Below are 24,210 nucleotides of genomic sequence, written 5' to 3'. Positions count from 1 at the left end.
GGCACATACTGTCTGGTACTCTGCCTGCCTCAGGCACGGGGCGGATTTCCACCCGCCCTGCAAGTGTGGGGAAAACCCACCCTCCGCGTCAAGTCCTGTCCTGCGTCGATATCAGATCGCCGAGCTGTGTCCCGCCTTGCTCAGATCATAGGCGTCAAAGGTGCGGGCGACCATTCGGGTCAGCGCGCGCGCCTCCGGCGGGATGAACAGGTCGTCTTCAGAGACGCTTAGCAACCCGTCAAAGGTTGCGTTTGCAGTCTGATACATCTCCTGCAATTCCGCGGCGGTGATGTTGTGGTCGCGCAGAATCTCGGCGGTATCTATCCGGAAATCGCACATCAACGCTTCAATCAATCGGGCGCGCAAGATATCTTGGCCTTTGAACAAATGCCCACGGGATATTGAGAACCCGCCCTCGCGGATCGCTTTGGTATGTGCTGACGTCGCGGGTGCGTTCTGGGCGTATCCTTGCGGGAATCGTGAGATCGAGCTTGCACCAATTCCAATCAGAACGTCGGACTGATCGTCGGTGTAGCCCTGAAAGTTGCGTTTTAACCTTCCCGCGTTCAGTGCGTGCGTCAGCCCGTCATCCTGCGTGGCAAAGTGGTCAATGCCGATTTCGGCGTACTTGTCCCACAGGAACAGGCGCCGGGCCGTATCGAACAGATCCAGGCGGTCTTCGGGTGTGGGCAGGGCATCCGTTGGGATCAGCTGCTGCCGCTTTGCCATCCACGGCACATGCGCATAGCCGTACAACGCCACCCGGTCTGGGTTGAGCGACAGCAATTTCTGCACGCTTTCAGTCATCCGTGTCTTGGTCTGGTGCGGCAGACCATACAGAATATCGGCATTCAGGCTGGCGATACCGCGCGCACGGATCATTTCGATGGCGTTGCGGGTGGTGTCGTAACTTTGGATGCGTCCGATGGTTTTCTGGATTTCGTCGTCGAAATCCTGCACGCCGATAGACGCACGGTTCATGCCGGCCTCGGCCAATGCATCGAGCCGACCCTCGTCAATCTCATTCGGGTCGATTTCGACCGAGAACTCTGCATCCGGCCCCAGCGGGACAATTTCAAGAATCCGGGCGGCCAGATCGCGAATCAGATCGGGGTTCAGCAGGGTGGGTGTACCACCGCCCCAATGCAGGCGCGAAAGGGTTACTCCCGCAGGTAGGTGAGCGGCCAGCAGGTCCAACTCGGCCTTGAGGACATCTACATAGGCGATCACCGGGTTGTCGGTTTGGGTGCCTTGCGTCCGGCAGGCGCAGAACCAGCACAGTCTGCGACAGAACGGGACGTGGACGTACAGCGACACAGAACTGCCCGGCTTGATCCCGGAAATCCAGTCGCCAAAAAGACTTGGCCCCACATCGTTGCTGAAATGCGGGGCGGTGGGATAGCTTGTGTAACGCGGGACTTTCGCGTCAAATAGTCCAAGCTTTGATAATTGCGGTTTCACTATCATAGCGATACCGTTAAGGCACGGCCGTCTACGAAACCTTGACTGAGATCAAGTGAAAGCGCGAACGATGCTAAAAGCACAGATTGATCATACCAATTGTTCCGAATGCCCCATTCGGCATCGCGCCGTCTGTGCGCATTGTGATGCTGATGAGTTGGAAGAGCTTGAAGGCATTAAGTATTACCGTAGCTTCGAAGCTGGTCAGACAGTCATCTGGTCGGGCGATCAGATGAACTTTGTGGGCTCTGTCGTGTCAGGAATTGCCTCGTTGACCCAGACGATGGAAGATGGGCGAACCCAGATGGTTGGCTTGTTGCTGCCCAGCGATTTCGTCGGTCGGCCGGGCCGTGATTCTGCGCCTTATGATGTGCAGGCCACAACTGATCTGGTCATGTGCTGTTTTCGCAAGAAGCCATTCGAACAACTGATGAACGACACGCCCCATATTGCGCACCGGCTGCTTCAGATGACGCTGGATGAACTGGATGCCGCGCGCGAGTGGATGCTGGTGCTGGGGCGCAAGACGGCGCGCGAGAAGATTGCAAGCTTGCTGTCAATCATTGCCCGGCGGGACGCTTCAATTGCGCCCAAGCAAAAACCTGGCCCGATTGTCTTTGACCTGCCGCTGACACGCGAGGCTATGGCAGATTATCTGGGATTGACCCTTGAAACCGTAAGTCGCCAGATTTCGGCCCTGAAGAAAGAGGGGGTCATCGAGTTGGAAGGCAAACGCCACGTGACAATCCCCGATATGCGGCGTCTGATGGACGAGGCTGGCGACGACTCGGATGGCGGCTTTCTGATTTAAGCCTATCCTGCTGCCTTCAGCCGTGATTTACTGAATCCGTGAATGAACCACGCAGGAGTAAGGCATGGAATTCAGTAGCATTTTGGCAATGCTGGTCATCGGTGCGATCGCCGGGTGGCTTTCGGGAAAAATTATGGAAGGCCGCGGGTTCGGCCTGATCGGAAACATCATAGTCGGGATCGTGGGCGCCTTTCTTGCAGGTCTGATTTTCCCGGCGCTGGGCTTTTCGGTTGGCGGCGGCGTGTTTTCGTCAATACTCTTCGCAACCATCGGCGCGGTCATACTGTTGTTTGTGATTGGTCTCATAAAACGCGTCTAGGCCATCCGTCCGAACGGAAGGCCCTGAATAGGAAACACGCCTGATCAGTGTGCCAGAAACACTGGGACCGAAGCTTGTTCCAGCATGTTGCGAGTCGCCCCGCCCAGGATGGCTTCGCGGAACCTTGAATGACCATATGCACCCATAACGATCATGTCCGCCTCACTATCTTCGGCGTGCCTGTTCAGGATGTCTGAGACACGGGTCATGGTTTTGCTGAGCACATCAATTTCACATTTGGCCCCATGACGAGCCAACATCTGAGACAGTAGTCCACCGGGGTCAGAGCGGTCGGGGCCGTGGCGCGGCGGGTCGATAATGACAATTCGGACCAGATCAGCTTGCGTCAGGAAAGGCAGGGCGCACCGGATGGCGCGCATGGCTTCGACACTTTCATTCCACCCGATCAGCACAGTACTAGGACGCTCAAAGGGCGCTGAGCTATCAGGCGTGACCAGAATTGGCGCGTGACCCTCGAACATGGCGGCTTCGACAATTGGTTCGGCCTCGGCGCTGCGGTCTTTGCCATAAGGTTTAGGCAGGACAACCAGATCCGAGAACCGGGCACGATGCGCTACGTGCCGACCAATATCGGCGATCTGAGCGACCCCGCTTTCGGCAGACCAGCGAATATCGGATTTGCCCAGATATTCCTGAGTTTGCGTCAGCAGTTCGTCGGCGTCTGCGTTGGCCCGGCTCAGCGTTTCTTGCAGGACCAGAGCATTTGCACCCGCGTAATAATAACCCGCTTGGCTGCGATCGACGCCAAGGCATAGCGCTTCGGCATGCGCATCCTGTGCATTTGCCAGTGCAACCATTTGCGCCAAGGCTGATTGTGATTGTCCCGAGTCCGTTACGACTGTGAGAAGAGATTTGTACGCCATTTTGACCTCTTGTCTTCAGGGCTAAGTGGCATGCGGCCATGCAACTCAGTCTAAGGCTTAGGATTGTCACAGATTTCGGGCTATTGTCTTGATACAGATCAAAGCGAGGTTGGCCGCTGTCCGACAAAACAACGGCCAGTCAAAAGGGTTCCGCGACAAATAAGAATCGCGCGGGGCATGGCAAAGGGACGCAATATGTCAAATTACATCAAGCTGATCGTGCTTGGTCTGATCGCGATATTCGCGGCGATCGGAACCAATTACGCACGCGATTTGGCGTATCAGGTGCATGCAATTCTGGTGATGCTGATCGCCGGTGGATTGTTCATCTGGACGCTGAGAAATACGGATGAGCCAGATATCCTCGTCGACCGTTCGGCCGAGTACATGGATGACGTGATCCGCTATGGCGTGATCGCAACTGCCTTCTGGGGGGTGGTCGGGTTCCTTGCGGGGACCTTTATCGCCTTTCAGTTGGCCTTTCCGGTGCTGAACTTCGAGTGGGCACAAGGCTATCTGAACTTTGGCCGTTTGCGTCCGTTGCACACCTCGGCTGTGATTTTTGCCTTTGGTGGTAACGCGCTGATCGCGACGTCTTTCTATGTGGTCCAGCGCACAAGCGCTGCGCGCCTATGGGGCGGCAATCTGGCGTGGTTCGTGTTCTGGGGCTATCAGCTGTTCATCGTTCTGGCAGCAACCGGCTATGTGCTGGGTGGAACGCAGTCCAAGGAATACGCGGAACCCGAATGGTACGTTGACCTGTGGCTGACCATCGTCTGGGTGGCCTATCTGGCCGTATTCCTGGGTACGATCGTCCGGCGGAAAGAGCCCCACATCTACGTGGCGAACTGGTTCTATCTGGCGTTCATCGTGACCGTCGCCATGTTGCACTTGGTCAACAACATGACCATCCCGGTCAGCGTTTGGGGTTCGAAGTCAGTCATCGTCTGGTCGGGCGTTCAAGACGCCATGATCCAGTGGTGGTACGGCCACAACGCCGTGGGCTTCTTTCTGACCGCAGGCTTCCTGGGCATGATGTACTACTTCATCCCGAAACAGGCCGAGCGTCCGGTATTCAGCTACAAGCTGTCAATCATCCACTTCTGGGCGCTGATCTTCCTGTATATCTGGGCCGGTCCGCACCACCTGCATTATACCGCGCTGCCGGATTGGGCGTCGACGCTGGGCATGGTGTTCTCGATCATCCTGTGGATGCCGTCCTGGGGTGGCATGATCAACGGCCTGATGACCCTGTCGGGCGCGTGGGACAAGCTGCGTACTGACCCGGTGATCCGGATGATGGTGATCTCGGTCGGCTTCTACGGCATGTCCACGTTCGAGGGGCCAATGATGTCGATCCGCGCGGTCAACAGCCTCAGCCACTACACCGACTGGACCATCGGTCACGTGCACTCGGGCGCGCTGGGCTGGAACGGCATGATCACCTTTGGTGCGCTGTACTTCCTGGTGCCGGTCCTGTGGAAGCGTGAGCGTCTGTACTCGCTGCAGATGGTCAGCTGGCACTTCTGGCTCGCCACTATCGGCATCGTGCTCTACGCCGCGTCGATGTGGGTGACCGGTATCATGGAAGGCCTGATGTGGCGTGAAGTGGATGCAAACGGCTTCCTGGTGAACTCGTTCGCTGACACCGTGGCTGCCAAATTCCCGATGTATGTGGTGCGTGCTTTGGGTGGCGTGATGTTCGTCGCGGGTGCGTTGATCATGTGCTACAACCTGTGGATGACTGTGCGGAAAGCGCCGGCCAAAGAGGCCAGCCTGACCGTCGCGGTCCCGGCTGAATAGGAGGGCCGGAGCAATGGCAATTCTCGACAAACATAAGATCCTCGAGACCAACGCGACCCTCCTGCTGATCTTCAGCTTTTTGGTCGTGACCATCGGTGGCATCGTGCAGATCACCCCGCTGTTCTATCTTGAGAACACCATCGAGAAGGTGGAGGGCATGCGCCCTTACACCCCTCTCGAAATGGCGGGCCGTGACATCTACATCCGCGAAGGCTGCTATACCTGCCACAGCCAGATGATCCGCCCGATGCGGGACGAGGTCGAACGCTATGGCCACTACTCGCTGGCGGCCGAGTCGATGTACGACCACCCGTTCCAATGGGGGTCCAAGCGTACTGGACCAGATCTGGCGCGTGTTGGTGGCCGCTATTCCGACCAGTGGCATGTTGATCACTTGCGTGACCCGCAGTCGGTGGTTCCGGAATCGGTGATGCCGAAGTACGGCTTCCTCGAGCATCGCAAGATCGACGGCAAGTATATCGGTGATGTCATGTCGGCGAATGCCGTCGTGGGCACGCCCTATACGGAAGAGATGCTGGCAAATGCGCAGGCGGATTTCCGAGCGCAGGCCGACCCGGACAGCGACTATGACGGTTTGCTGGAACGGTACGGTGACAAGGTCAGCGTTCGCAACTTCGACGGCCAGCCCGAGCTGACCGAGGCTGATGCGTTGGTAGCTTATCTGCAGATGCTGGGAACGCTGGTCGATTTCTCGACCTTCACCCCGGATCCGAGCCGCTAAAGGAGGGTGTGATGGAAGAATACACAATCCTGAGGCAATTCGCGGATAGCTGGATGCTGTTGGTACTGTTTGTCTTCTTTGTTGGCATCGTGATCTGGGTTTTCCGTCCCGGAGCCAGCAAAGAATACAAGGACACCGCCAACATCCCGTTCCGGCACGAAGATGCCCCTGCGCCCCTCAAGGGTGATGAAACAGCTGCGCCCCGTGGGGGCGACAAACCCGCCACATCCAAGGAGGCGCGGCAATGAGCAAGATACCTGAAAAACAGCCGGGCGATCCGAATACCACGGGCCACAGCTGGGACGGCATCGAGGAATTCGACAATCCGATGCCACGTTGGTGGCTGTGGACCTTTTACGTCACGATCATCTGGGGTGTGATCTACACGATCATGTATCCGGCCTGGCCGCTTGTTCAATCCGCAACTGCGGGCGTCCTTGGCTGGTCTTCACGAGAATTGGTGCAGGAAGAGATCGTTTCCTTCGAAGAGGCCAATGCGCCGTGGAACGCCAAACTGGTTGAAACCTCGCTTGAAGATGTCTCGAAAGATCCGGAGCTGCAGCAATATGCGGTCAATGCGGGCGGCGCGGTATTCCGGACATGGTGCGCGCAGTGCCACGGTTCGGGCGCGCAGGGTGCGCCGGGCTTCCCGAACCTGCTGGACGACGCATGGCTCTGGGGCGGTTCGCTGGAAGATATCGAGACCACCATTGCCTATGGTATTCGGAATGAAGAAAGCGACGATGCACGTTATTCCGAAATGCCAGCCTTTGGCGAAATCCTAGAGAAAGAGGAGATCACGCAGGTCGTACAGTACGTCATGTCGCTGACCAATGCGCAGACAGACGACGCGGCGGCACAGGCAGGCAAGGTTGTCTTTGAGGACAACTGCTCGGTTTGCCATGGCGAAGACGGCAAGGGTGACGTCACTCAAGGTGCACCGAACCTTACGGATGCGATCTGGCTTTATAGTGGCAGCGAAGAGGCTTTGACCGAAACGGTACAGTATAGCCGCTTTGGCGTGATGCCCCCGTGGGAAAACCGCCTGACCGAAGCGCAAATCCGCGCTGTCACCGCCTATGTCCACCAGTTGGGTGGCGGTCAGTAACCGCAAAAGAATACCTTCGGACGGTTCGCCGTCCGAAGGTTGAGGCACCGGCTGTTCCATCTGTTCGCGCGTTTCCTGAACAGCCGGTGCTGCCTCTCTACCTTACAAACCACCAGCGAGGCGGTCCAGACGCGGGCTTCGGTTTGCTATTTGCATTGCGAAAAACTGGCGCGTTTGTGTTGCCTCCACCAATGACTTTCCGGCAACCAGCGTTGCTTTTGTCTGTCAGGCCGATCCGATGATTTTGGTTCATCCAGCTCATGTGTCTGGGTGGCAATCATGAATGACTTTGCAAGAATTGAGAGCATCTGACATCTCCTGAGTTTTGGTTCTTCTGTCATCAGGATTGATTTTCAGACTGCAAAATGCGACTCAATTAGCATTTCTATATGTAATCAGGGCTTACATATGAACTGGATGGAAATGCCGCCGCTCGCATCGCTCAGAGCTTTTTCCGCTTTTGCGGCGACACGGAATGTTGTGGAAGCGGGCAACTCACTGAATGTCAGCCACGCTGCCATCAGCCAGCAATTGCGCGTGCTTGAGAAATTTCTTGGAGTTGCGCTGTTGGATCGGTCCGGCAAATCCATGACCTTGACGCCTGAAGGTGAAAGGTTGGCGCGCGCCGTGCATCTTGGGTTCGGTGCGATTGGCGATGCCTTGGTCGAACTGACCCAATCCAAACAGGATCGTCCGGTTCATGTTTCTTTGACGTCGTCATTTGCCGCGTCATGGCTGATGCCCCGCCTGCCAGCATTTCAGGCCGAACACCCGGATATCCAATTGGCGCTTGATCCGTCACCTGCACTGGTCAGCCTAGATCCCGGCGGTGTCGATGTGGCCATCCGCTATGGTGCAGGCACATGGCCCGGTGTCCGTACAGAAATGTTGCTGCAAAGCCCTATGGTGATCGTCGCGGCCCACAATCTGGTGGGGGAAAAAACGTTGTGGACGCCAGACGAGCTCAGCGAACTGCCTTGGCTTGAAGAGTTCGGCACCACCGAGGCAACCAACTGGCTGGCCCGACGTGGTGTCGGGCACGGGCCAAATGCAGGGCGAATCTCATTGCCCGGCAATCTGCTTTTGGAAGGGTTGCGCGCGGGGCAGGGCGTAACCGTCACGGCGCGGCATTTTGTCGAAGCAGAAATCACGTCGGGCCAAATCATCGAACTGTTTCGCGAGCCCGAAAACAGCGGATATCACCTTGTTACTGGTGATTTCCCTCTGCGTCCGGCGGCAAAAACTTTTATTGCATGGCTCAGGCGGCAAGCTGGTAAGATGTGACAAAAGGTGTCTGCACGATGCGCTTTTGACCCATGTCAAAGTGGCTACCTTTGTGTTCTGGAAAAAGACACCGTGATATAGCCACATCTGGAGCCAGCCCGTGAGCGATTCCGACCCCGCACCCAGCCTTTACGCCGCACGAGAACCCATATTTCCGCGTCGCGTGTCCGGGCCGTTTCGCAATCTGAAATGGATCATTCTCGCGGTCACGCTGGGGATCTATTACATCACCCCGTGGATCAGATGGGACCGGGGGCCCAGCCTGCCGGATCAGGCGGTGTTGCTGGATTTGGCCAACCGCAGGTTCTATTTCTTCTGGATCGAGATCTGGCCGCATGAATTCTATTTTGTTGCCGGTTTGTTGATCATGGCCGGGTTGGGGTTGTTCCTTTTCACCTCGGCGCTGGGGCGCGTGTGGTGCGGTTATGCCTGCCCACAGACGGTTTGGACTGACCTGTTCATCCTTGTCGAACGCTGGATCGAAGGAGATCGCAACGCCCGGTTACGTCTGCATCGTCAGGAAAAGCTAGACTTTCGCAAAGCGCGGTTGCGGCTGACGAAATGGGCTGCCTGGCTTTTGATCGGTCTGGCGACCGGTGGTGCCTGGGTGTTCTATTTCGCCGATGCGCCGACGCTTCTGCGGGACCTTGTGACCGGGAACGCCCATCCGGTTGCCTATACGACAATACTGATTTTGACGGGAACGACCTTCCTGTTCGGTGGCTTCGCGCGTGAACAGATTTGTATCTATGCCTGTCCATGGCCGCGGATTCAGGCGGCGATGATGGACGAGGATACACTCGTCGTCGGGTACCGTGAATGGCGTGGTGAGCCGCGCGGCAAGGGCAAACGAACTGCGGACTCCGAGCTGGGCGACTGCATCGACTGTATGGCCTGCGTCAATGTCTGCCCGGTTGGGATCGACATTCGCGACGGACAGCAGTTGGAATGCATTACCTGTGCGCTGTGTATCGACGCCTGTGACGACATGATGGCCAAGATCGGCAAGCCGCGTGGCTTGATCGACTATATGGCGCTGAGCGACGAAGCCAACGAGCGGGCAGGTAAGCCGCCCAAAAATGTCTGGAAACATATCCTGCGGCCCCGGACCATCCTGTATACGGCCCTTTGGTCACTTGTCGGCTTTGGGCTGCTGTTTGCCCTGTTCATCCGGTCCGACATCGAAGTTACCGTGGCCCCGGTTCGCAACCCGACCTTTGTCACCCTGTCCGACGGCACGATCCGCAATACTTATGACGTGCGCGTGCGGAACAAACATGGCGAGGAACGGCTGTTCAAGCTGTCTCTGTCCGGTGATCCGGCGATGCGGATCGTGATCGAAGGCACGCCACTTGATACGGTGAATGTCACGGCGGATACTGCGCAATTGCAGCGGGTTTATATTATCGCCTCGAAAGACACGGATCCGGCAGCGGCGGACGCGACACCGGTTCGGATCTGGATCGAGGATATCGAAAGCGGTGAGCGCGCCTACAAGGACACGACGTTCAATGGACGAGGAAACTGAGATGGCCGAGCGTCAATTTACTGGAAAGCACTTTCTGGCGATCTTTGTCGCTGCTTTCGGGGTGATCATTTCCGTGAATCTCGTGCTGGCCTACAAAGCTGTCCAAACCTTTCCCGGGCTCGAGGTCAAAAACTCTTACGTCGCCAGTCAGGAGTTCAACGAGCGCCTGAAAGTGCAACAGGCCTTGGGTTGGGAAATCCGGGCTGAGACCAATGGCGGTCTTTTGATCCTGCACATCACCGACCAAACCGGCGCGCCGGTCCAGGTGGCCGAGCTGCAGGCAGTTGTTGGCCGGGCGACGCATGTGAAAGAGGATTTCACCCCGGATTTCACTTTTGACGGGACCGCCTATTCCACGCCCGCAGCGCTGGGCAAGGGGAACTGGAACATCCGTCTGGTGGCCAAAGACAACAGCGGTGCCGAATTTGCGCAGCGGGTTCCGTTGTATGTGAAAGGGTAGGGGATGACCGCTCAGCTCAGCTCAGGTACGGCGGCATGCCCCGGTTGCATCGCAGCACCGGCAGAACCAGCGCGACCCGTTCCTGAAGATGTGCAGATTGCCCTATCCCTGCCCGGCATTCGCTGCTCGGCCTGTATTGCGAATGTTGAACGCGCGCTGAACGCCCATCCGGGTGTCGAGGACGCGCGGGTCAATCTGACGCTCAAGCGTGCAATGGTCAAAGCAGCCGCTGAGACACACGCTGCCGACCTGATCCCCGTTTTGGAGCGCGCCGGGTACGAGGCGCATGAGCTGGACCCGGGCGCTTTGTCGGCAACCCAATCCGACAAGGCCGGGCGTGATCTGCTGATGCGATTGGCGGTGGCTGGTTTCGCGTCGATGAACGTGATGCTGTTGTCTGTGTCGGTCTGGTCAGGGGCTACGGATGCGACGCGGGATCTGTTTCACTGGATTTCAGCGGCCATTGCTCTGCCTGCGATTGCCTTTTCCGCGCAGCCCTTCTTTGCCAACGCCTGGAGTGCACTGCGAGTCAAACGATTGAACATGGATGTGCCAATTGTGTTGGCGATCCTACTGGCACTTGTCACGTCGCTTTGGGAAACCGCGCTTAGCGGAGAGCATGCCTATTTCGACGCCGCACTGACGTTGACCTTCTTCCTGCTCGCAGGCCGGTATCTGGACTATCGCACCCGCGCTGCGGCCCGATCAGCAGCCGAAGAACTGACGGCCCTGGAAGTGCCGCGTGCAATTCGCTTGGTGGACGGGGCGGAAGAAGAGGTGTCCGTCGCAAGCCTGGCCGTTGGTGATCTGATAATTGTTCGCCCGGGCGGGCGTATGCCTGTGGATGGTGAGATTGTATCGGGCAAATCGGAGCTCGACAGGTCATTGTTGACGGGCGAGACGTTGCCTGTCTTTGCCGAAGCCGGTCTTGCCGTCAGCGCGGGTGAGGTTAACCTGACGGGCCCGCTGACGATCCGGACCACAGCGGTCGGTGAGGATACGTCACTGCACCGTATGGCGGATCTGGTGGCCATCGCAGAATCCGGTCGATCGCGCTATACGTCGCTGGCTGACAAGGCGGCCAAGCTATACGCGCCGGGGGTGCATATTCTGTCCGCGCTCAGTTTCCTTGGGTGGTACATCTATTCCGGCGATATCCGAACCGCGCTGAACATCGCTGCGGCGGTTCTGATCATCACCTGCCCCTGTGCGCTGGGGCTTGCTGTGCCCGCTGTGACGACGGCGGCCTCGGGGCGATTGTTTCACAAGGGGATGCTAATCAAACATTCTACTGCGCTGGAACGTCTGGCCGAGGTTGATACGGTCGTTTTTGATAAAACCGGCACACTTACATCCGGCACTCCGGAATTGACCAATCTTGAGGATCATTCCCGCGCGGATCTTGAGATTGCACTGGCACTGGCCGAGGCGTCTTCGCATCCGTTGTCGGTGTCGCTTGCCAAGTTCGCCAGAGATGCCGGGATCAAGCCTGCCAGACTTGAGGATGTGGTCGAGGTTCCGGGTTATGGCACCGAAGGAACCTACCGTGATCAGCGTGTGCGCCTTGGGCGCGCCGGTTGGACCGGCGCGACCGAAGGTGATCAGACGGCAGCTTGGTTGGCGGTCACGGGGCAGTCACCGGTTGCGTTTCTGTTCTCGGATTCTCTGCGTCCGGGCGCGGCCGAGGCTGTGCAGGCGTTCCGTGACGGCGGAAAGAGTGTCGTTCTCATCTCGGGTGATACACGAGGCGCGGTTCAAACGCTGGCAGACAAGCTTGGGATTGAAACATGGATTGCCGAGGCGCTGCCTCAGGATAAAGCCACCCATGTACAGGAGCTCAGCGACCAGGGCCGCCACGTCCTGATGGTTGGTGACGGGCTAAACGATACAGCCGCGCTTGCCGCGGCGCATGTGTCAATTTCACCTGCCTCGGCGCTGGACGCAGCGCGGGTGGCGTCGGATATCGTATTACTGGGCAACGATTTGTCCCCGATTGCAGATGCCTGTGACACAGCAGTGAAGGCGACCAAAAGGATTCGCGAGAACTTTCGCATCGCCACGGTTTACAATATCATCGCGGTACCCTTGGCCGTGGCCGGGTTTGCCACGCCACTGATCGCGGCATTGGCGATGTCGACGTCGTCGATTACCGTGTCCCTGAATGCCCTGCGCCTGAGGTAGTTGATATGGAAGTTCTGGCCTATCTCATACCGATTTCCCTGTTTTTGGGCGGGGTTGGCCTTGTGGCGTTTATCTACACGGTGCGGTCGAACCAGTATGATGATCCCGAGGGTGACGCGCGGCGTATCCTCAGCGATGAATGGGATGACAAGCCCAAGTCCTGACCACTCTTGAAATTGCCGCAATGCCCGGTTATGTCCGACCCATCCGCTAGCAGAGAGAACCGAGCCAAATGGCAACTATGAATCCGATCCAGTTCATTCAGCAAGTCCGTGCCGAAGTCTCGAAGGTCGTCTGGCCGACCCGGCGCGAGGTTCTGCTGACCACGGTCATGGTGTTCATCATGGCGGCACTGACCGCTGTGTTCTTTGCGCTGGTCGATCTGGGTATTCGCGGCGGTCTGCAACTGATCCTGGGCGCATTCGGTTAAACCGGATTGGGCCGGGCGGAAACGCCACAGCCCCCTTGCACAGCGCGGGATGTCAGAGTAGTTGACACAGTACTATTCGGAATGGGCGTGCGGCGATTCGGGCTGTGCGCCGCTTTTTATTCCGGGTGACGTGGCAGAATTTCAATGACGGTGCTTGCGGCATTCCGAACGCACCGAAGGCAAACAAGGACGACAGGTTCATGGCGAAACGGTGGTACTCGGTCAGCGTTCTTTCGAACTTCGAAAAGAAGATCGCAGAGCAGATCCGCACGTCCGTGGCTGAGCAAGGCCTTGAGGACGATATCGACGAAGTACTGGTGCCCACCGAAGAGGTGATCGAAGTGCGCCGGGGCAAGAAGGTCACGACCGAACGCCGCTTTATGCCCGGCTACGTGCTGGTGCATATGGAAATGTCGGATCAGGGCTATCACTTGGTCAACTCGATCAACCGGGTTACCGGCTTCTTGGGCCCGCAGGGCCGCCCGATGCCGATGCGCGACGCCGAGGTGAACCAGATCCTCAACCGTGTTCAGGAAGGTGAAGACGCGCCGAAACTGATGATCTCGTTCGAAGTGGGCGAGAAGGTCAAGGTCAACGACGGCCCGTTCGAGGATTTCGACGGTATGGTCGAAGGTGTGGACGACGAAGCCCAGAAGCTGAAAGTCTCGGTTTCGATCTTTGGTCGCGAAACCCCGGTCGAGCTGGACTTTACGCAGGTTACGAAGCAGGGCTAAAACCCACTTCAGCGAATTTTGGAGCGCCGCGATGCTAGGAGCAACGCGGCGCTTTTGCTTTTATGGCATCAGCTTTTCAAGTTCGCAGGCAAAAGGCAGAAGAAATCGACCGGAAAGTAAGAGCTTTGCAGCTAGGGCGGACCGGGAATTAGTTCTTGTTGTTGAAGAACTGTTAGGATGTCCAGAATTGTCGACGGGCTGACATCCACCGAACCGTCCAAAAATACACCAAGTCCACCTTCTCCGATCTCTCGTGGGCCACCAGAGTCATAAACCGGATCAAGAGACGCGAGCTCTGCCGGCAGTACCGGACACAAAGGGGTTTCGTTCAAAACAAGGTCTACGGCAGCCAACATCAGCTTCTTGACGGACTCGAGCGTATCGTCCTCAAGGAGTTTTTCGCGCTGCGCTTCGGGAGCCGTGAGTACGAGGTCGATAAGTTCGAAATAGGCACAGTTGTCCCGCAACTCTACAGTCGCTTCGGTGGACATGTTTGCCTGGATAGAGTTTTTTTGTTCACCCCGCTGAAAGTCGCGCTCACTGGTTCGGCTGCATTCAAAGATTGTGATGGTCACTTGCCCATCCAGATCGATCGCGTCGTCTTGAGCCTTAAAGCCGAATTCATCCAGTCGGACTTGCAGGCCGCAATTGTCGACTATTGCGTTTTCCGCCAGTCGCTCAGGTACAGTTTTCTGTACTTCGCGCAGATCAAGAAGGGCACCCACACCGATCCGGGTAGGGGCAACAGCGGAGAGGTTCAGATCAAGCGTATAAGGCAATTCCGTATCACGAACTGGCAGTGTCGCGTCGATGACAAAATCTACCTGTTGCGCGACGGGTGCTCGGGCTCCCAGAACTACTGCCATTAAGACTGGAAAAATCAACCAAAGTCTCATTCAGCAAACTCCAATACGCCAAGCTCCTTCAATCCTCCAAGGACTTCGACAATTGTCTCAGCGCTGACATCGGCAGACCCGACAATGGCAGCACCCATCCCGCCTGGCGCAATTTCCCGAGTGCCCCCGGACTCGTAAATCGGGTCGAGTACAGTGAACTCCGCGGGCAATGGCGGGCAGACCGGGTGCGCAGCCAAAAATTCCCCGCCTTTTTCGAGGACGGCTTCGTTGATGCGGTTGGTCAGTCCGAAAAGATTGGAGACAGCGCCAATAAAACCGCGCGGATTTAGATCAACGCCTTCGATGCTGAATGTCAGGCATTGGCCCTTCACCTCGGCCTTGGCGACCGCGACCGCGTCTACCGTGGCCCCAAAATACCGAAAGCCCGGTTCTTCATGGCGGTTACATCTCGTAAACTGCGCACGGGCTGAACCTTCAATCTTTACGGTGTCGTCTATGGCGGTGACGTCCCGAACCTCAAGATAGATCTGGCGTTTACAGCTTTCTTCCAGGGGACCGGTCAGGATTTGAGGCGCTTTTTCCTGCAATCCGCGCAAATCCACAAAGGCGCGCAGTTGCAAACGGGTTGGGCTGGCTTCTTCAAGGCCACCATAGACAGTGAAGGGAACCGGAATATCGCGCAGTGGAACTTCTTTAGTCAATTTGATCTGAAACCGACCGGCATAGGTGGCAGGATCAATTCCCGTCGAGGAGTATGAAGAAGAACTGTTGGACCCGCCGGTTTGGGTGACCGCCTTCGGCTCTGTGCCCTGATCCTGAGCCTTGCTACCACAGCCCGGCAGCATAGCAAAAAGAATGCAGACCAATAGTCCCTTGTTCAGTCGAGATGATGCCATCCCTGACCACCTCTTCTGTGTCCAAGCCGTACCAAGATACCCGCCTGCGTTTCTTAAGCAACTTATGCATTCAATTTATTTTTTTTGTTTCGCTGTTTCCAACTGTCACAGAGGCTCGTTCAGGACACAAACACGCCCTTTGGAAACAAGGTGTGAGCTACTTGCCAACCCCACCATTCCCCTATTCATGCCGCCTTTACCGTTTTCGGGCGAGATTCTCTCGTGGGAGGTTGCTGGGATCGCGGTCTCGTATCTGACCGCGCGAAACAAGTCGGGTGGGGCGTGCCGGTCAAGCTGCTGTTCTAACTTTTGGCGGTGAAGTCACGGTCGAACTAGGTTTCTAGCAACTTGCGAAGTAGAGCTAGGTTGTTTTCTGGCTACATTGATAACGCCGCGATGCAACACGCAACGCGGCGCTTTTTTGTTTCAGCTTGGTAGACGCCGATAGCGTTTAGTTTATCGACTTATCTCGCCTGCACCATAGCCGCACGCAAGAGTTGCGGGCGGTCTGATTGGGATGGCAGGAAGACAGCCTGCGATCCGGCATCCAGCGCAGAAAGGCTCGCATCGTACCATTGCATCGCAAGATCGCGGCGTTCTTGTACACCAAAGCCTTCGCGCAGGTGGTGCCCAACCAACTCTCCATAGGCTGGCTCGCCCATAGCGACCAACATCAGTGCAGAACCAACAGCGGTATCCATGTTGTCCTGCAGGTAACCCATTGCCAGGCAGACTTTGCTTGTCGCGGCAAGATCTTCAGGGCTGAGCCCAGAATCCAAAGCAAGCTTGCGCATCTGAGTTTCCGACTCTGTTTTTGAGTTTAGAGACAACGCAACAACTTGCGGCTCCAACATTTCACCAAATGCGTCACACTGAGCTGCGACCTGGTCTGGTGTCAGTCCCTGAATGTCCTGCATCAGATCCTCGCCCCGGGCCATGGCATAGCTTCGAGCCAGGCAAAACTGTTCGCTGAGTGCAAAATCAGGATCGGACATATTGGCCAAAGTCGTGTAGCCGCCATTGGTCGACGTCTGAAGCATAACCGCGCTGCAGCGATTGGCGAGTGACGGGCCTGTTGTGCCGCCAGAAAACAAGGTCGGTAGGGTAGTGGATGGTGCTTCGGCAACGTCTGTCGTGGGTTCGACCTCTTGCGCGGTTGCGACCGGGGCGGCCACTGCCGGTGGCTGCGGAGCCGCCGCCAGCGCGGTGCCGCTATGCACTTGCTGACGGTACGCTAACAAAAGAGGCTGTCCGGACAGTTGAGTCGATGCCTGTCCTCCGCTTGTCGCCCAATAGTAGGCCTGCATAAGGAAGTCGCGCTGATAGGGCTGAAAATCATAGCCATTGATAGGGTAGCCCATTGAAACCTGATAACGTTCGATCGCAGACCGGGTTCCGCGGCCGACCTGTCCATCGACCCTTCCGGCATTGTAACCAAAGTAGTTGAGTGCGGTCTGAGTTTGCGCACCTTGTGTTGTCGACGGTATGCCGGGACGGTAGGTCCGAGTTGACCGCGTCGTTCTCTGGGCTTTTTTCTTCTGCTGGTCCTGGCCTATCGCGTAACCTAAGACCCCACCAACGACAGCGCCGCCGAGGAAGTCACCGGCGTCGGCCCGCGCCACCTGAGGAGCGGTTGCAGCAAAGGATAGGGCGAGTCCGAGCGTAACTATCAAACGAAAAAACATAACTTACCTCCAAAACAAAACGCCTGAATTTGATGAGTATACCACATTCATTGCTCAACGCGGACCTGGACATTGCAGTGACGCTCGAATCCCAGTCTTAGCGCGGTTGGTTGGCGGACTTTTGCCAATTTCAGGCTATTTTCCGATGGGTATAAAAGTCTTCTAACTCACGAAATGTGGACGAGCGGGTCAATTATGGTCCGTTCGAGGAATTCGTCGGTATGGGCGACGGCGTGGACGACGAGAACCAGAAGCGAAGGTCTTGGTTTCGATCTTTGGCTGCGAGATGTCGGCCGAGCTGGACTTCACGCAGGTTACGAAGCAGGGATACTTGGGCTTCGCAGAAAGTTTATGTTGAGGTGACCTGTTGGGCACCCTTTTTATGAATTTGCTGTGCGAACTTTCCAGACAGATTGATCCTCGCCAAACCCTTTTAGGGACGCCGTTCCGATCTGTTCGCACAGTTCTGGCAGAATTGCCGCAGCCGCGTCAGAGAGGACGTGATCAGAATCTAACTCTGTCGCCGCTGTAAGCAATCGGGCGGTTAGATTCACGTCAGGCCCAATCGCTGTAAAATCCAGCCGGTCGCCACCTCCGATGTTGCCATAATGAAACCGACCATAGTGGATAGCTGTGCGGACGCCCAGTTTATGATCGAAGCTTGCCGTGTCCAGCGCTTGCCAACCTTCTTGAACCGCCGCAATTGCGGCTTTGACCTGTGCGTCTGGGGGCATGTTTTCCCGAGTTGGGAAAATGGCAAAAAATCCGTCACCCATAAATTTCAATATTTCACCGCCCTGATCCATCACGGATGGGGCCAGGCAGTCGAAAGTATTATTCAGAAGCTTGACTAACGCGTCTCCGGAAACTGAATTCGAGAGTTGTGTGAACCCCTTAAGATCTGCGAAAAGAATGACGGCGTCGATTTCTCCTCCGTCGCCGCGGTGTATCTTGCCATCCAGAATTTGTGCGCCACTGTTCCGGCCCACATAGGTCGACAAAAGATAGGTTGCATCCAGTCGCAGCATATAGGACTCGGTCAGGCGTGCGAGCGGTCCACGGACCCTCTCCAGAATATTCAAGTCCCGTTCTGAGAATCCGCCCGGCGATGCGCTCGACCACGTGCACACGTGGGTATCGCCGTTGAGGTAGATCAGTGGCTGCGCAAGATAGTCTGTAAACCCTTGTTCGCGCAATTCGCCTATGATGATGTAATCTTCCGGGCAATCGGGGTCTTCCAAGTGCCGACGAATAGTTTCCTTACGCTCGATCACATGGGGCAAGGGATTGTTCGTGTAAATTTCGGTCGTAAACAACTGCAGCGGGGCATCAACCCTGTCCACTCCCTCACCCGCCTTCCATAAGAACCGGCGGCCTGTCAGATTGGGGTGAAGCGTCCAGATGAACAACCCGAACCGGTCGATTGCTACGCCAGCATCCACTAGACTCGTACAAATACCCTCAATGATGCCTATGGCATTTCCTGCCGAGCGGGCCCCATCGACCATCCATTCGATCAGGGCGTCAACTTTAGTTTGTTGCGGGCTGGGTTTTTGCGATGCGGGCAACATGCGTTTCTCGTTAGGCTGCGTGCTGTAGCGTATAGACCGGTATCATGAAACTCTGACTGTCTTGGGCTGAAACTGCAAGATTCGTACGTCAGGCAGATCGGCGATCAGAAATTCGGCTTGCAATTGGACGTGCAGGCGAGTAAGGCGCAGCTCTGTCGTTGAAAGCGACAAGCACTGTGGAAGGCGAGCGTATCGCGATTCGCGGACCAGACCACACAACTGAATAGCCCTGATGACGCGTCAGAGGGGTGTTGAAAAAGGAGAAACCAAATGGCTAAGAAGCTTGCTGGTACGATGAAACTGCAGGTTCCTGCAGGTCAGGCGAACCCGTCGCCGCCAGTTGGTCCGGCGCTGGGTCAGCGCGGCATCAACATCATGGAATTCTGCAAGGCGTTCAACGCCAAGACCGCAGACATGGAGCAAGGCGCACCTTGCCCGACCGTGATCACCTATTATCAGGACAAGTCCTTCACCATGGACATCAAGACGCCGCCCGCGTCTTATTACCTGAAAAAAGCAGCTGGTCTGAAGCCGGTTGGTAAGCGTAACCGCCCCCGTGGCGCGGAAAACCCAGGTCGTGAGACCGTGGCAACCGTGACCTCGAAGCAGGTTCGCGAAATCGCCGAAGCCAAAATGAAAGATCTGAACGCCAACGATGTCGAAGGCGCAATGCAGATCATCCTGGGCTCGGCCCGCTCTATGGGCATCGAGGTGAAGTAAGATGGCAAAACTCGGTAAACGTACGCGCGCCGCGCGCGAAGCTGTCGCTGGCAAGGAAAACCTGTCGGTGGACGAAGCAGTTGCCCTGGTCAAAGCCAACGCAACTTCGAAATTCGACGAGACCATCGAAATCGCTCTGAACCTGGGCGTTGACACTCGTCACGCAGACCAGATGGTTCGTGGCGTTGTTGGCCTGCCCAACGGCACCGGTAAAGCGATGCGCGTTGCTGTATTTGCTCGTGGCCCCAAGGCTGACGAAGCGAAAGAAGCAGGCGCGGATATCGTTGGCGCAGAAGACCTGATGGAAACCATTCAGGGCGGCACCATCGAATTCGATCGCTGCATTGCAACCCCTGACATGATGCCGATCGTTGGCCGTCTGGGTAAAGTTCTGGGCCCGCGCAACCTGATGCCGAACCCCAAGGTTGGCACCGTGACCATGGACGTGAAAGCGGCCGTGGAAGCAGCCAAGGGCGGTGAAGTTCAGTTCAAGGCGGAAAAAGGCGGCGTCGTGCACGCCGGTGTTGGCAAAGCGTCGTTCGACGAAGCCAAGCTGGTCGAAAACGTCCGTGCCTTTATCTCGGCCGTGGCCAAGGCCAAGCCGACAGGCGCCAAAGGCACCTACATGAAGAAAATCGCGCTGAGCTCGACCATGGGCCCTGGCGTGACTCTGGATGTTGCCGCTGCTTCGGGCGAATAAGCCCTATTGTTGCAACGCGAAGATGAAATCCCGGGTGGTGCGAACCGCCCGGGATTTTTTTATTCTTAAATATGATCAGGCTGTCCGCGTGAAGGCCGCATTCAAGTGGCCTGCGCCAGGCGGAAGCTGCGGATTAAGACTGCGCGTGTCTGACCTCTACGGCTTAGATGTATGCGCGCAATACACCGGCCTCACGCGCGCTGATCGTTGGGGCTGCGGTGAGTCGAAACGCATCGCTGACATCTTCGATTGATGGGAATAGCGCCAGGATTTCAGATCGTTGCGGGGACGACAGTGCGTATTTTGCGCTTTCGCCAAAATAGTAGCTTTCTGTCAGCGCGCCGTTGGATCGGACAATGTGGTGTCGGTCGAACATGAAGTGAGTGTAGGTGATGCGATCCGTTGGGCAGATCGAAACCCCTGGAATGCCACACAGGTGCTTGGCGGCCACGAACACTTCGGATGATCCAAAAAGCATGTCAGTGGCAGGAGAGCCGATCAGAATTCGATGCTGTTGCGAAACCACCAGCTCTTTCGTGTTCCCGATAGCGCCGGCCTCGATCACCACCGGAGCAAATGACCCATGACCATGAACCTCGGTCGTTCCGATCCAGAGGATCGGTTGAAATCCGCTGTCCCGTGTCCAGACGCGTTGACCTTTGATGAGGTCTTGAACCTCGACGATACCGTCTGCAGTCTCGATAAGGGTTCCCGGCCCAAAGCAGGTAACATAGTCAGCATAAGCCGACGACCCGGCATTCGAACCGCCGGTTTTGACATACGACGTTCCGGGATCTAGCGGGGCAGATGTAGCATAGCCCCAAACGTCCTGCGTCACGCCGCCTTGGGAAAACACATAGATGGTGATTTCTGGACCGGTCGGGTTGAGATCGTCATCCAGGGCTCGCACAGTGATAATTGACTCGGATTCTACCTGCATGCCGTTTGTCACTATGCCGCCACCATCCGTGATAACGTGGCCAGCTGGCAGGTCATCGTTGAAAACGTCAGGGCCGCCAGCAGTGTCATCCAGTGTTATGGTGGTACCGGTGCCGCCCGAGTAGGTAAAGATCGTGCCATCCGGTGTGTCCGAATTGTTGATGATCGAGCCTCCGACCACGATATCGTTCGCGTCAGCTGTATCCGGGACGAATGTAGCGACCAGGCTGGAGCTGTCCTGAGCAAAAAAACTGCGGAGAACCATGTAAGCGACTTACCTTCTGTGTGGCGGTTTTTGTCGGCCTAAACTGACAAACGCCGCGTGGGTTATGGTTTGGGATAACGTTTCTTGGGATGGTTCGGTCAACTAAGATTTGCGCGATGTCGCTCACAATCTCGTCATTTACGCTGACCATCCATCCAGCTCAACGGTGTTGGAACGCGACCTGCAGGCGATCGCCCAGTCTTTGCCGCTTGTCTTTTTCGAAATCGCTGCATTCGTGGTCGTTCCGCCACAAGGCCAACCAGTCTTTCAATAGCCGTCCGCGGAGACAATAATCCAAGATTTCAACATTGACAGGATGTCGGTAAAGGCGAAAGAACATGTCTTTGTTTCTTTTAAGGATACCGCTTCGGTCGACACCCAATGTGCCGCCATTCCGAAAGATATCCGCCTTCAGAAAATCGACGATATCGTAGACCGCCAGCTTGTCGCGGGCTTCGGTGAAATCCAGTCCGATCGTTTTCCCCTGTCCCACAATCAAGTTCTGCCCGTGATAATCGCCATGTGAAAACACGCGCAGGTCCTCGGTGCCCTTCAGACGGGTCCCTTCGGACAGCATCAGGTTCACCATTGTCCGGCTTTGGTTTGCGATATTATTGGGAACGACCGTCATCAGCTCTTTCAAGCTGCCTGTCATCCACCTAGGGCGAAAGGCGTAGCGAACAGGCGGGTTGCGACTGTGGAGATCGTTCAGCCACGACCCCGCGCGACGGTACACCTGGGCGACCTGATCATCGTCCTTGCTGTTGTAGATCAGATCAACGGCGGTTGGCCGATTGATGTATTCGGTCACCAGAAAAGCACCACCTGGCGAGAGGTAAACGGGTCGGACAACGCGCGAGGTCTCATTGCCCTCAAAAAATCGGTACAGTTCGACGAGCAGGTCATACTCGTTCTTCAATCGCCCGGTGCTTGGCGATTGCGTATCGATCTTTAGGGCGAAAGCCTGCGCTGCGGTATGCAGGATCACGACGGATCGCGTGTCGTCGAATGCGTGCGATCGGTAGATACATTCATAACGGCGGATGGGTTCTTTCAGGAACTGATTTGAAAACTCGTCGATATACAAGGCGACGCGGGCATTTTCTTCGTCTGAAAGGGGCAGCGTTCCAGCCAACGAGCCAAGTCCTGAGTGCTATTGTCCAGTCTCCGGACAGGATAACAGTGCGATGTCCGTGTCAACGGAAAGTCGATGCTTGGAGCTGCTTGAATTGGCGTTTGCGCGTTGTGCTGCGCAAATCCGCGCCTATATACACGCTAAGCCCCAAACGGGGTGGAAATCGTTTTCGACAGGTGCTGTTGCGAACCTGCGGAAACCGCAATTTACCCCTTGGAAACCGGCCCCATCTGCCCTAAGTAGGGCTACGAAGTAAAGCGTGCGATTCGTCGTGCGCTTTATTTTGTTTCGTCCAAGACGGTGGGTGGTGCCATGCGGCCCCTTAATTCCCTGCCTGAGACGGGTAAGACCAAAGAATTCTGGGGGGTCCAACCCTCGGGCGAATTTTGGCCAATCCCGTAACAACGGACCTGAACGCCGGAGCGAAAGCTGCGGCAAATATGAGCCGGGGTGAGATATCGCCCCAAACTTGGAGAGAACTGTGGATAGAGCCCAGAAAGAGAAAGTGGTCGAGGAACTCGGCCAAATCTTCGAAAGCTCTGGCGTTGTAGTGGTTGCTCACTACGCCGGTCTGACAGTTGCCGAGATGCAGGACCTTCGCGCACGTGCTCGTGACGCGGGTGGCTCCGTGCGTGTTGCCAAGAACAGGCTCGCCAAAATCGCCCTTGAGGGTAAGCCGTGTGAAAGCATGGCCGACCTGCTGACAGGGATGACCGTTCTGACCTATTCCGAGGACCCTGTGGCAGCAGCCAAAGTGGCCCAGGACTACGCCAAAGAGAACCAAAAGTTCGAAATTCTTGGCGGTGCAATGGGTGAGAACGCTCTGGATCGTGCCGGCGTCGAAGCCGTGTCGAAAATGCCTTCGCGCGAGGAGCTTATTGCTACTATCGCGGGCATGCTTGGCGCACCTGCTTCGAACATCGCTGGCGCAATTGGCGCACCTGCAAGCAACATCGCAAGCATCCTTTCCACCATCGAAGAGAAGGCGGAAGCTGCGTAAGCGGTTGGCACTGAATGATCTGCGTAGGGTAACCACCCTGACGTTGGAACACACACTGTAAACGGAAAGAGCTGATAAAATGGCTGATCTGAAAGCACTCGCAGAAAGCATCGTGGGTCTGACCCTGCTGGAAGCACAAGAACTGAAAACCATCCTCAAAGACGAATATGGCATCGAGCCCGCAGCTGGCGGTGCAGTTGTCATGGCAGCCGGTGGCGACGCCGGTGGCGCAGCTGAGGAAGAAAAAACCGAATTCGACGTCGTTCTGAAGAACGCCGGCGCTTCGAAAATCAACGTGATCAAAGAAGTTCGCGGCATCACCGGTCTGGGCCTGAAAGAAGCCAAAGAACTGGTCGAAGCTGGCGGCAAGATCAAAGAAGGCGTGTCGAAAGACGAAGCCGAAGAAGTCAAAGGCAAGCTGGAAGCAGCTGGCGCCGAAGTCGAGCTGGCCTAAGCCATTCGACAGGTGCATCGCTGATGCGCCGCAGAATTTGGCTGGATCCGGAGAAATCCGGGTCCAGCCGAACCTGTCTTAGAAAGGGCCTCTGATAATTGGGGTGTTTTCTAAGACGCGGTTCGCGGATCGGGAGGCTGCCATTCGGGACGGTGGCCACGAATTGATCCGGACGTGTCGTCTCTAATGTGCAAGGCACCGGGGCCCGACGGTGTCTTTGTCCGCTGAGAACATCGAAAGGTG

The 24,210-nt window shown here is 56.5% G+C and carries 25 protein-coding genes; 17 read left to right on the top strand and 8 right to left on the bottom strand.

From position 1 onward, the window contains the following. Positions 1-111 precede the first annotated feature (111 nt). Positions 112-1,467 (bottom strand): oxygen-independent coproporphyrinogen III oxidase, encoded by a 1,356-nt coding sequence (gene hemN, locus AC2FI8_RS12495; protein WP_496779317.1) that lies wholly within the window; start codon positions 1,465-1,467, stop codon positions 112-114. 64 nt (positions 1,468-1,531) lie between these two features. On the opposite strand from hemN, the gene fnrL reads away from it, so the two are divergent. Then, entirely contained in the window at positions 1,532-2,272 is a 741-nt protein-coding gene (gene fnrL, locus AC2FI8_RS12490; protein WP_496726626.1) for a transcriptional regulator FnrL, read from the top strand. A gap of 64 nt (positions 2,273-2,336) precedes the next feature. Beyond that, positions 2,337-2,591 (top strand): GlsB/YeaQ/YmgE family stress response membrane protein, encoded by a 255-nt coding sequence (locus AC2FI8_RS12485; protein WP_170417060.1) that lies wholly within the window; start codon positions 2,337-2,339, stop codon positions 2,589-2,591. A gap of 44 nt (positions 2,592-2,635) precedes the next feature. Here AC2FI8_RS12485 and AC2FI8_RS12480 read toward each other — a convergent pair whose 3' ends face one another. After that, positions 2,636-3,475 (bottom strand): universal stress protein, encoded by an 840-nt coding sequence (locus AC2FI8_RS12480; protein WP_496779315.1) that lies wholly within the window; start codon positions 3,473-3,475, stop codon positions 2,636-2,638. Positions 3,476-3,670: 195 nt separating this feature from the next. Between AC2FI8_RS12480 and ccoN the strand changes: the two genes are divergently transcribed. The 11 genes from ccoN to nusG all read left to right on the top strand — a co-directional run bounded on the left by ccoN (position 3,671) and on the right by nusG (position 13,745). Further along, positions 3,671-5,278 carry a cytochrome-c oxidase, cbb3-type subunit I gene (ccoN, locus tag AC2FI8_RS12475; RefSeq protein WP_472724515.1) on the top strand — a complete coding sequence of 536 codons (1,608 nt, stop codon included), beginning with the start codon at positions 3,671-3,673 and terminating at the stop codon, positions 5,276-5,278. A 13-nt stretch (positions 5,279-5,291) separates the two neighbouring features. Continuing rightward, positions 5,292-6,020: a cytochrome-c oxidase, cbb3-type subunit II gene (ccoO, locus tag AC2FI8_RS12470; protein WP_496739443.1), complete on the top strand. Its 729-nt coding sequence runs from the start codon at positions 5,292-5,294 to the stop codon at positions 6,018-6,020. An 11-nt stretch (positions 6,021-6,031) separates the two neighbouring features. Continuing rightward, positions 6,032-6,268: a cbb3-type cytochrome oxidase subunit 3 gene (locus tag AC2FI8_RS12465; protein ID WP_472724514.1), complete on the top strand. Its 237-nt coding sequence runs from the start codon at positions 6,032-6,034 to the stop codon at positions 6,266-6,268. After that, the gene (gene ccoP, locus AC2FI8_RS12460; protein ID WP_496779312.1) at positions 6,265-7,128 is read left to right on the top strand and encodes a cytochrome-c oxidase, cbb3-type subunit III; all 864 of its coding nucleotides are present in this window, start codon (positions 6,265-6,267) and stop codon (positions 7,126-7,128) included. The genes AC2FI8_RS12465 and ccoP overlap by 4 nt, the downstream gene beginning before the upstream one ends. A 408-nt stretch (positions 7,129-7,536) precedes the next feature. Beyond that, positions 7,537-8,412 carry a LysR family transcriptional regulator gene (locus tag AC2FI8_RS12455; protein WP_496779310.1) on the top strand — a complete coding sequence of 292 codons (876 nt, stop codon included), beginning with the start codon at positions 7,537-7,539 and terminating at the stop codon, positions 8,410-8,412. A gap of 100 nt (positions 8,413-8,512) precedes the next feature. Continuing rightward, a complete protein-coding gene (gene ccoG, locus AC2FI8_RS12450) occupies positions 8,513-9,940 on the top strand; it encodes a cytochrome c oxidase accessory protein CcoG (protein ID WP_496722131.1) in 1,428 nt (475 codons plus the stop codon). Position 9,941: 1 nt separating this feature from the next. Further along, complete coding sequence (locus AC2FI8_RS12445) at positions 9,942-10,400, top strand: FixH family protein (RefSeq protein WP_496726646.1); 459 nt, start codon at positions 9,942-9,944, stop codon at positions 10,398-10,400. A 3-nt stretch (positions 10,401-10,403) separates the two neighbouring features. Then, entirely contained in the window at positions 10,404-12,581 is a 2,178-nt protein-coding gene (locus AC2FI8_RS12440; protein WP_496768442.1) for a heavy metal translocating P-type ATPase, read from the top strand. 5 nt (positions 12,582-12,586) lie between these two features. Continuing rightward, a complete protein-coding gene (ccoS, locus tag AC2FI8_RS12435; RefSeq protein WP_058272490.1) occupies positions 12,587-12,745 on the top strand; it encodes a cbb3-type cytochrome oxidase assembly protein CcoS in 159 nt (52 codons plus the stop codon). 68 nt (positions 12,746-12,813) lie between these two features. Then, positions 12,814-13,011 carry a preprotein translocase subunit SecE gene (gene secE / locus AC2FI8_RS12430; RefSeq protein WP_058279820.1) on the top strand — a complete coding sequence of 66 codons (198 nt, stop codon included), beginning with the start codon at positions 12,814-12,816 and terminating at the stop codon, positions 13,009-13,011. A gap of 200 nt (positions 13,012-13,211) precedes the next feature. Continuing rightward, positions 13,212-13,745: a transcription termination/antitermination protein NusG gene (gene nusG / locus AC2FI8_RS12425; protein ID WP_058272488.1), complete on the top strand. Its 534-nt coding sequence runs from the start codon at positions 13,212-13,214 to the stop codon at positions 13,743-13,745. A gap of 131 nt (positions 13,746-13,876) precedes the next feature. Here nusG and AC2FI8_RS12420 read toward each other — a convergent pair whose 3' ends face one another. The 4 genes from AC2FI8_RS12420 to AC2FI8_RS12405 all read right to left on the bottom strand — a co-directional run bounded on the left by AC2FI8_RS12420 (position 13,877) and on the right by AC2FI8_RS12405 (position 18,754). Continuing rightward, positions 13,877-14,641 carry a hypothetical protein gene (locus AC2FI8_RS12420; protein ID WP_496779308.1) on the bottom strand — a complete coding sequence of 255 codons (765 nt, stop codon included), beginning with the start codon at positions 14,639-14,641 and terminating at the stop codon, positions 13,877-13,879. After that, positions 14,638-15,498: a hypothetical protein gene (locus AC2FI8_RS12415; RefSeq protein WP_496779306.1), complete on the bottom strand. Its 861-nt coding sequence runs from the start codon at positions 15,496-15,498 to the stop codon at positions 14,638-14,640. The genes AC2FI8_RS12420 and AC2FI8_RS12415 overlap by 4 nt, the downstream gene beginning before the upstream one ends. Positions 15,499-15,962: 464 nt before the next feature. Then, on the bottom strand, positions 15,963-17,183 hold the full coding sequence (locus tag AC2FI8_RS12410; RefSeq protein WP_496768436.1) for a peptidoglycan-binding domain-containing protein: 1,221 nt from the start codon (positions 17,181-17,183) through the stop codon (positions 15,963-15,965). 380 nt (positions 17,184-17,563) lie between these two features. Then, positions 17,564-18,754 carry an adenylate/guanylate cyclase domain-containing protein gene (locus tag AC2FI8_RS12405; RefSeq protein ID WP_496726636.1) on the bottom strand — a complete coding sequence of 397 codons (1,191 nt, stop codon included), beginning with the start codon at positions 18,752-18,754 and terminating at the stop codon, positions 17,564-17,566. 270 nt (positions 18,755-19,024) lie between these two features. Between AC2FI8_RS12405 and rplK the strand changes: the two genes are divergently transcribed. After that, complete coding sequence (gene rplK / locus AC2FI8_RS12400; RefSeq protein WP_037314971.1) at positions 19,025-19,474, top strand: 50S ribosomal protein L11; 450 nt, start codon at positions 19,025-19,027, stop codon at positions 19,472-19,474. Between the two features lies 1 nt (position 19,475). Beyond that, on the top strand, positions 19,476-20,174 hold the full coding sequence (gene rplA, locus AC2FI8_RS12395; protein ID WP_496726637.1) for a 50S ribosomal protein L1: 699 nt from the start codon (positions 19,476-19,478) through the stop codon (positions 20,172-20,174). A gap of 163 nt (positions 20,175-20,337) precedes the next feature. Here the strand turns inward: rplA and AC2FI8_RS12390 are convergent, their stop codons facing one another. Together AC2FI8_RS12390 and AC2FI8_RS12385 are read right to left on the bottom strand one after the other, a co-directional pair. After that, complete coding sequence (locus AC2FI8_RS12390) at positions 20,338-21,378, bottom strand: Hint domain-containing protein (RefSeq protein WP_496779304.1); 1,041 nt, start codon at positions 21,376-21,378, stop codon at positions 20,338-20,340. A 160-nt stretch (positions 21,379-21,538) separates the two neighbouring features. After that, entirely contained in the window at positions 21,539-22,513 is a 975-nt protein-coding gene (locus tag AC2FI8_RS12385; protein ID WP_496779302.1) for a phosphotransferase, read from the bottom strand. Positions 22,514-22,994: 481 nt separating this feature from the next. Here AC2FI8_RS12385 and rplJ point away from each other — a divergent pair, with 481 nt between their 5' ends. Together rplJ and rplL are read left to right on the top strand one after the other, a co-directional pair. Then, positions 22,995-23,513: a 50S ribosomal protein L10 gene (gene rplJ / locus AC2FI8_RS12380; protein ID WP_170417030.1), complete on the top strand. Its 519-nt coding sequence runs from the start codon at positions 22,995-22,997 to the stop codon at positions 23,511-23,513. 79 nt (positions 23,514-23,592) lie between these two features. Next, the gene (gene rplL, locus AC2FI8_RS12375; protein WP_037314964.1) at positions 23,593-23,967 is read left to right on the top strand and encodes a 50S ribosomal protein L7/L12; all 375 of its coding nucleotides are present in this window, start codon (positions 23,593-23,595) and stop codon (positions 23,965-23,967) included. The last annotated feature ends 243 nt before the right edge of the window (positions 23,968-24,210 follow it).

The sequence above is a fragment of the Ruegeria sp. CDSB029 genome (assembly GCF_059611125.1).
This window is presented reverse-complemented; position numbering and strand designations above follow the sequence as displayed.

Excerpts from the sequence above, each read along its gene's own strand:
- AC2FI8_RS12405 (WP_496726636.1), bottom strand. The coding sequence starts at position 18,754 with ATGTTGCCCGCATCGCAAAAACCCAGCCCGCAACAAACTAAAGTTGAC.
- AC2FI8_RS12440 (WP_496768442.1), top strand. The coding sequence starts at position 10,404 with ATGACCGCTCAGCTCAGCTCAGGTACGGCGGCATGCCCCGGTTGCATC.
- ccoN (WP_472724515.1), top strand. The coding sequence starts at position 3,671 with ATGTCAAATTACATCAAGCTGATCGTGCTTGGTCTGATCGCGATATTC.
- AC2FI8_RS12485 (WP_170417060.1), top strand. The coding sequence starts at position 2,337 with ATGGAATTCAGTAGCATTTTGGCAATGCTGGTCATCGGTGCGATCGCC.
- nusG (WP_058272488.1), top strand. The coding sequence starts at position 13,212 with ATGGCGAAACGGTGGTACTCGGTCAGCGTTCTTTCGAACTTCGAAAAG.
- hemN (WP_496779317.1), bottom strand. The coding sequence starts at position 1,467 with ATGATAGTGAAACCGCAATTATCAAAGCTTGGACTATTTGACGCGAAA.
- ccoS (WP_058272490.1), top strand. The coding sequence starts at position 12,587 with ATGGAAGTTCTGGCCTATCTCATACCGATTTCCCTGTTTTTGGGCGGG.
- fnrL (WP_496726626.1), top strand. The coding sequence starts at position 1,532 with ATGCTAAAAGCACAGATTGATCATACCAATTGTTCCGAATGCCCCATT.
- secE (WP_058279820.1), top strand. The coding sequence starts at position 12,814 with ATGGCAACTATGAATCCGATCCAGTTCATTCAGCAAGTCCGTGCCGAA.
- AC2FI8_RS12455 (WP_496779310.1), top strand. The coding sequence starts at position 7,537 with ATGAACTGGATGGAAATGCCGCCGCTCGCATCGCTCAGAGCTTTTTCC.
- rplK (WP_037314971.1), top strand. The coding sequence starts at position 19,025 with ATGGCTAAGAAGCTTGCTGGTACGATGAAACTGCAGGTTCCTGCAGGT.
- rplL (WP_037314964.1), top strand. The coding sequence starts at position 23,593 with ATGGCTGATCTGAAAGCACTCGCAGAAAGCATCGTGGGTCTGACCCTG.
- AC2FI8_RS12420 (WP_496779308.1), bottom strand. The coding sequence starts at position 14,641 with ATGAGACTTTGGTTGATTTTTCCAGTCTTAATGGCAGTAGTTCTGGGA.
- ccoP (WP_496779312.1), top strand. The coding sequence starts at position 6,265 with ATGAGCAAGATACCTGAAAAACAGCCGGGCGATCCGAATACCACGGGC.
- AC2FI8_RS12415 (WP_496779306.1), bottom strand. The coding sequence starts at position 15,498 with ATGGCATCATCTCGACTGAACAAGGGACTATTGGTCTGCATTCTTTTT.
- rplA (WP_496726637.1), top strand. The coding sequence starts at position 19,476 with ATGGCAAAACTCGGTAAACGTACGCGCGCCGCGCGCGAAGCTGTCGCT.
- AC2FI8_RS12465 (WP_472724514.1), top strand. The coding sequence starts at position 6,032 with ATGGAAGAATACACAATCCTGAGGCAATTCGCGGATAGCTGGATGCTG.
- AC2FI8_RS12480 (WP_496779315.1), bottom strand. The coding sequence starts at position 3,475 with ATGGCGTACAAATCTCTTCTCACAGTCGTAACGGACTCGGGACAATCA.
- AC2FI8_RS12445 (WP_496726646.1), top strand. The coding sequence starts at position 9,942 with ATGGCCGAGCGTCAATTTACTGGAAAGCACTTTCTGGCGATCTTTGTC.
- AC2FI8_RS12410 (WP_496768436.1), bottom strand. The coding sequence starts at position 17,183 with ATGTTTTTTCGTTTGATAGTTACGCTCGGACTCGCCCTATCCTTTGCT.
- ccoO (WP_496739443.1), top strand. The coding sequence starts at position 5,292 with ATGGCAATTCTCGACAAACATAAGATCCTCGAGACCAACGCGACCCTC.
- AC2FI8_RS12390 (WP_496779304.1), bottom strand. The coding sequence starts at position 21,378 with ATGGTTCTCCGCAGTTTTTTTGCTCAGGACAGCTCCAGCCTGGTCGCT.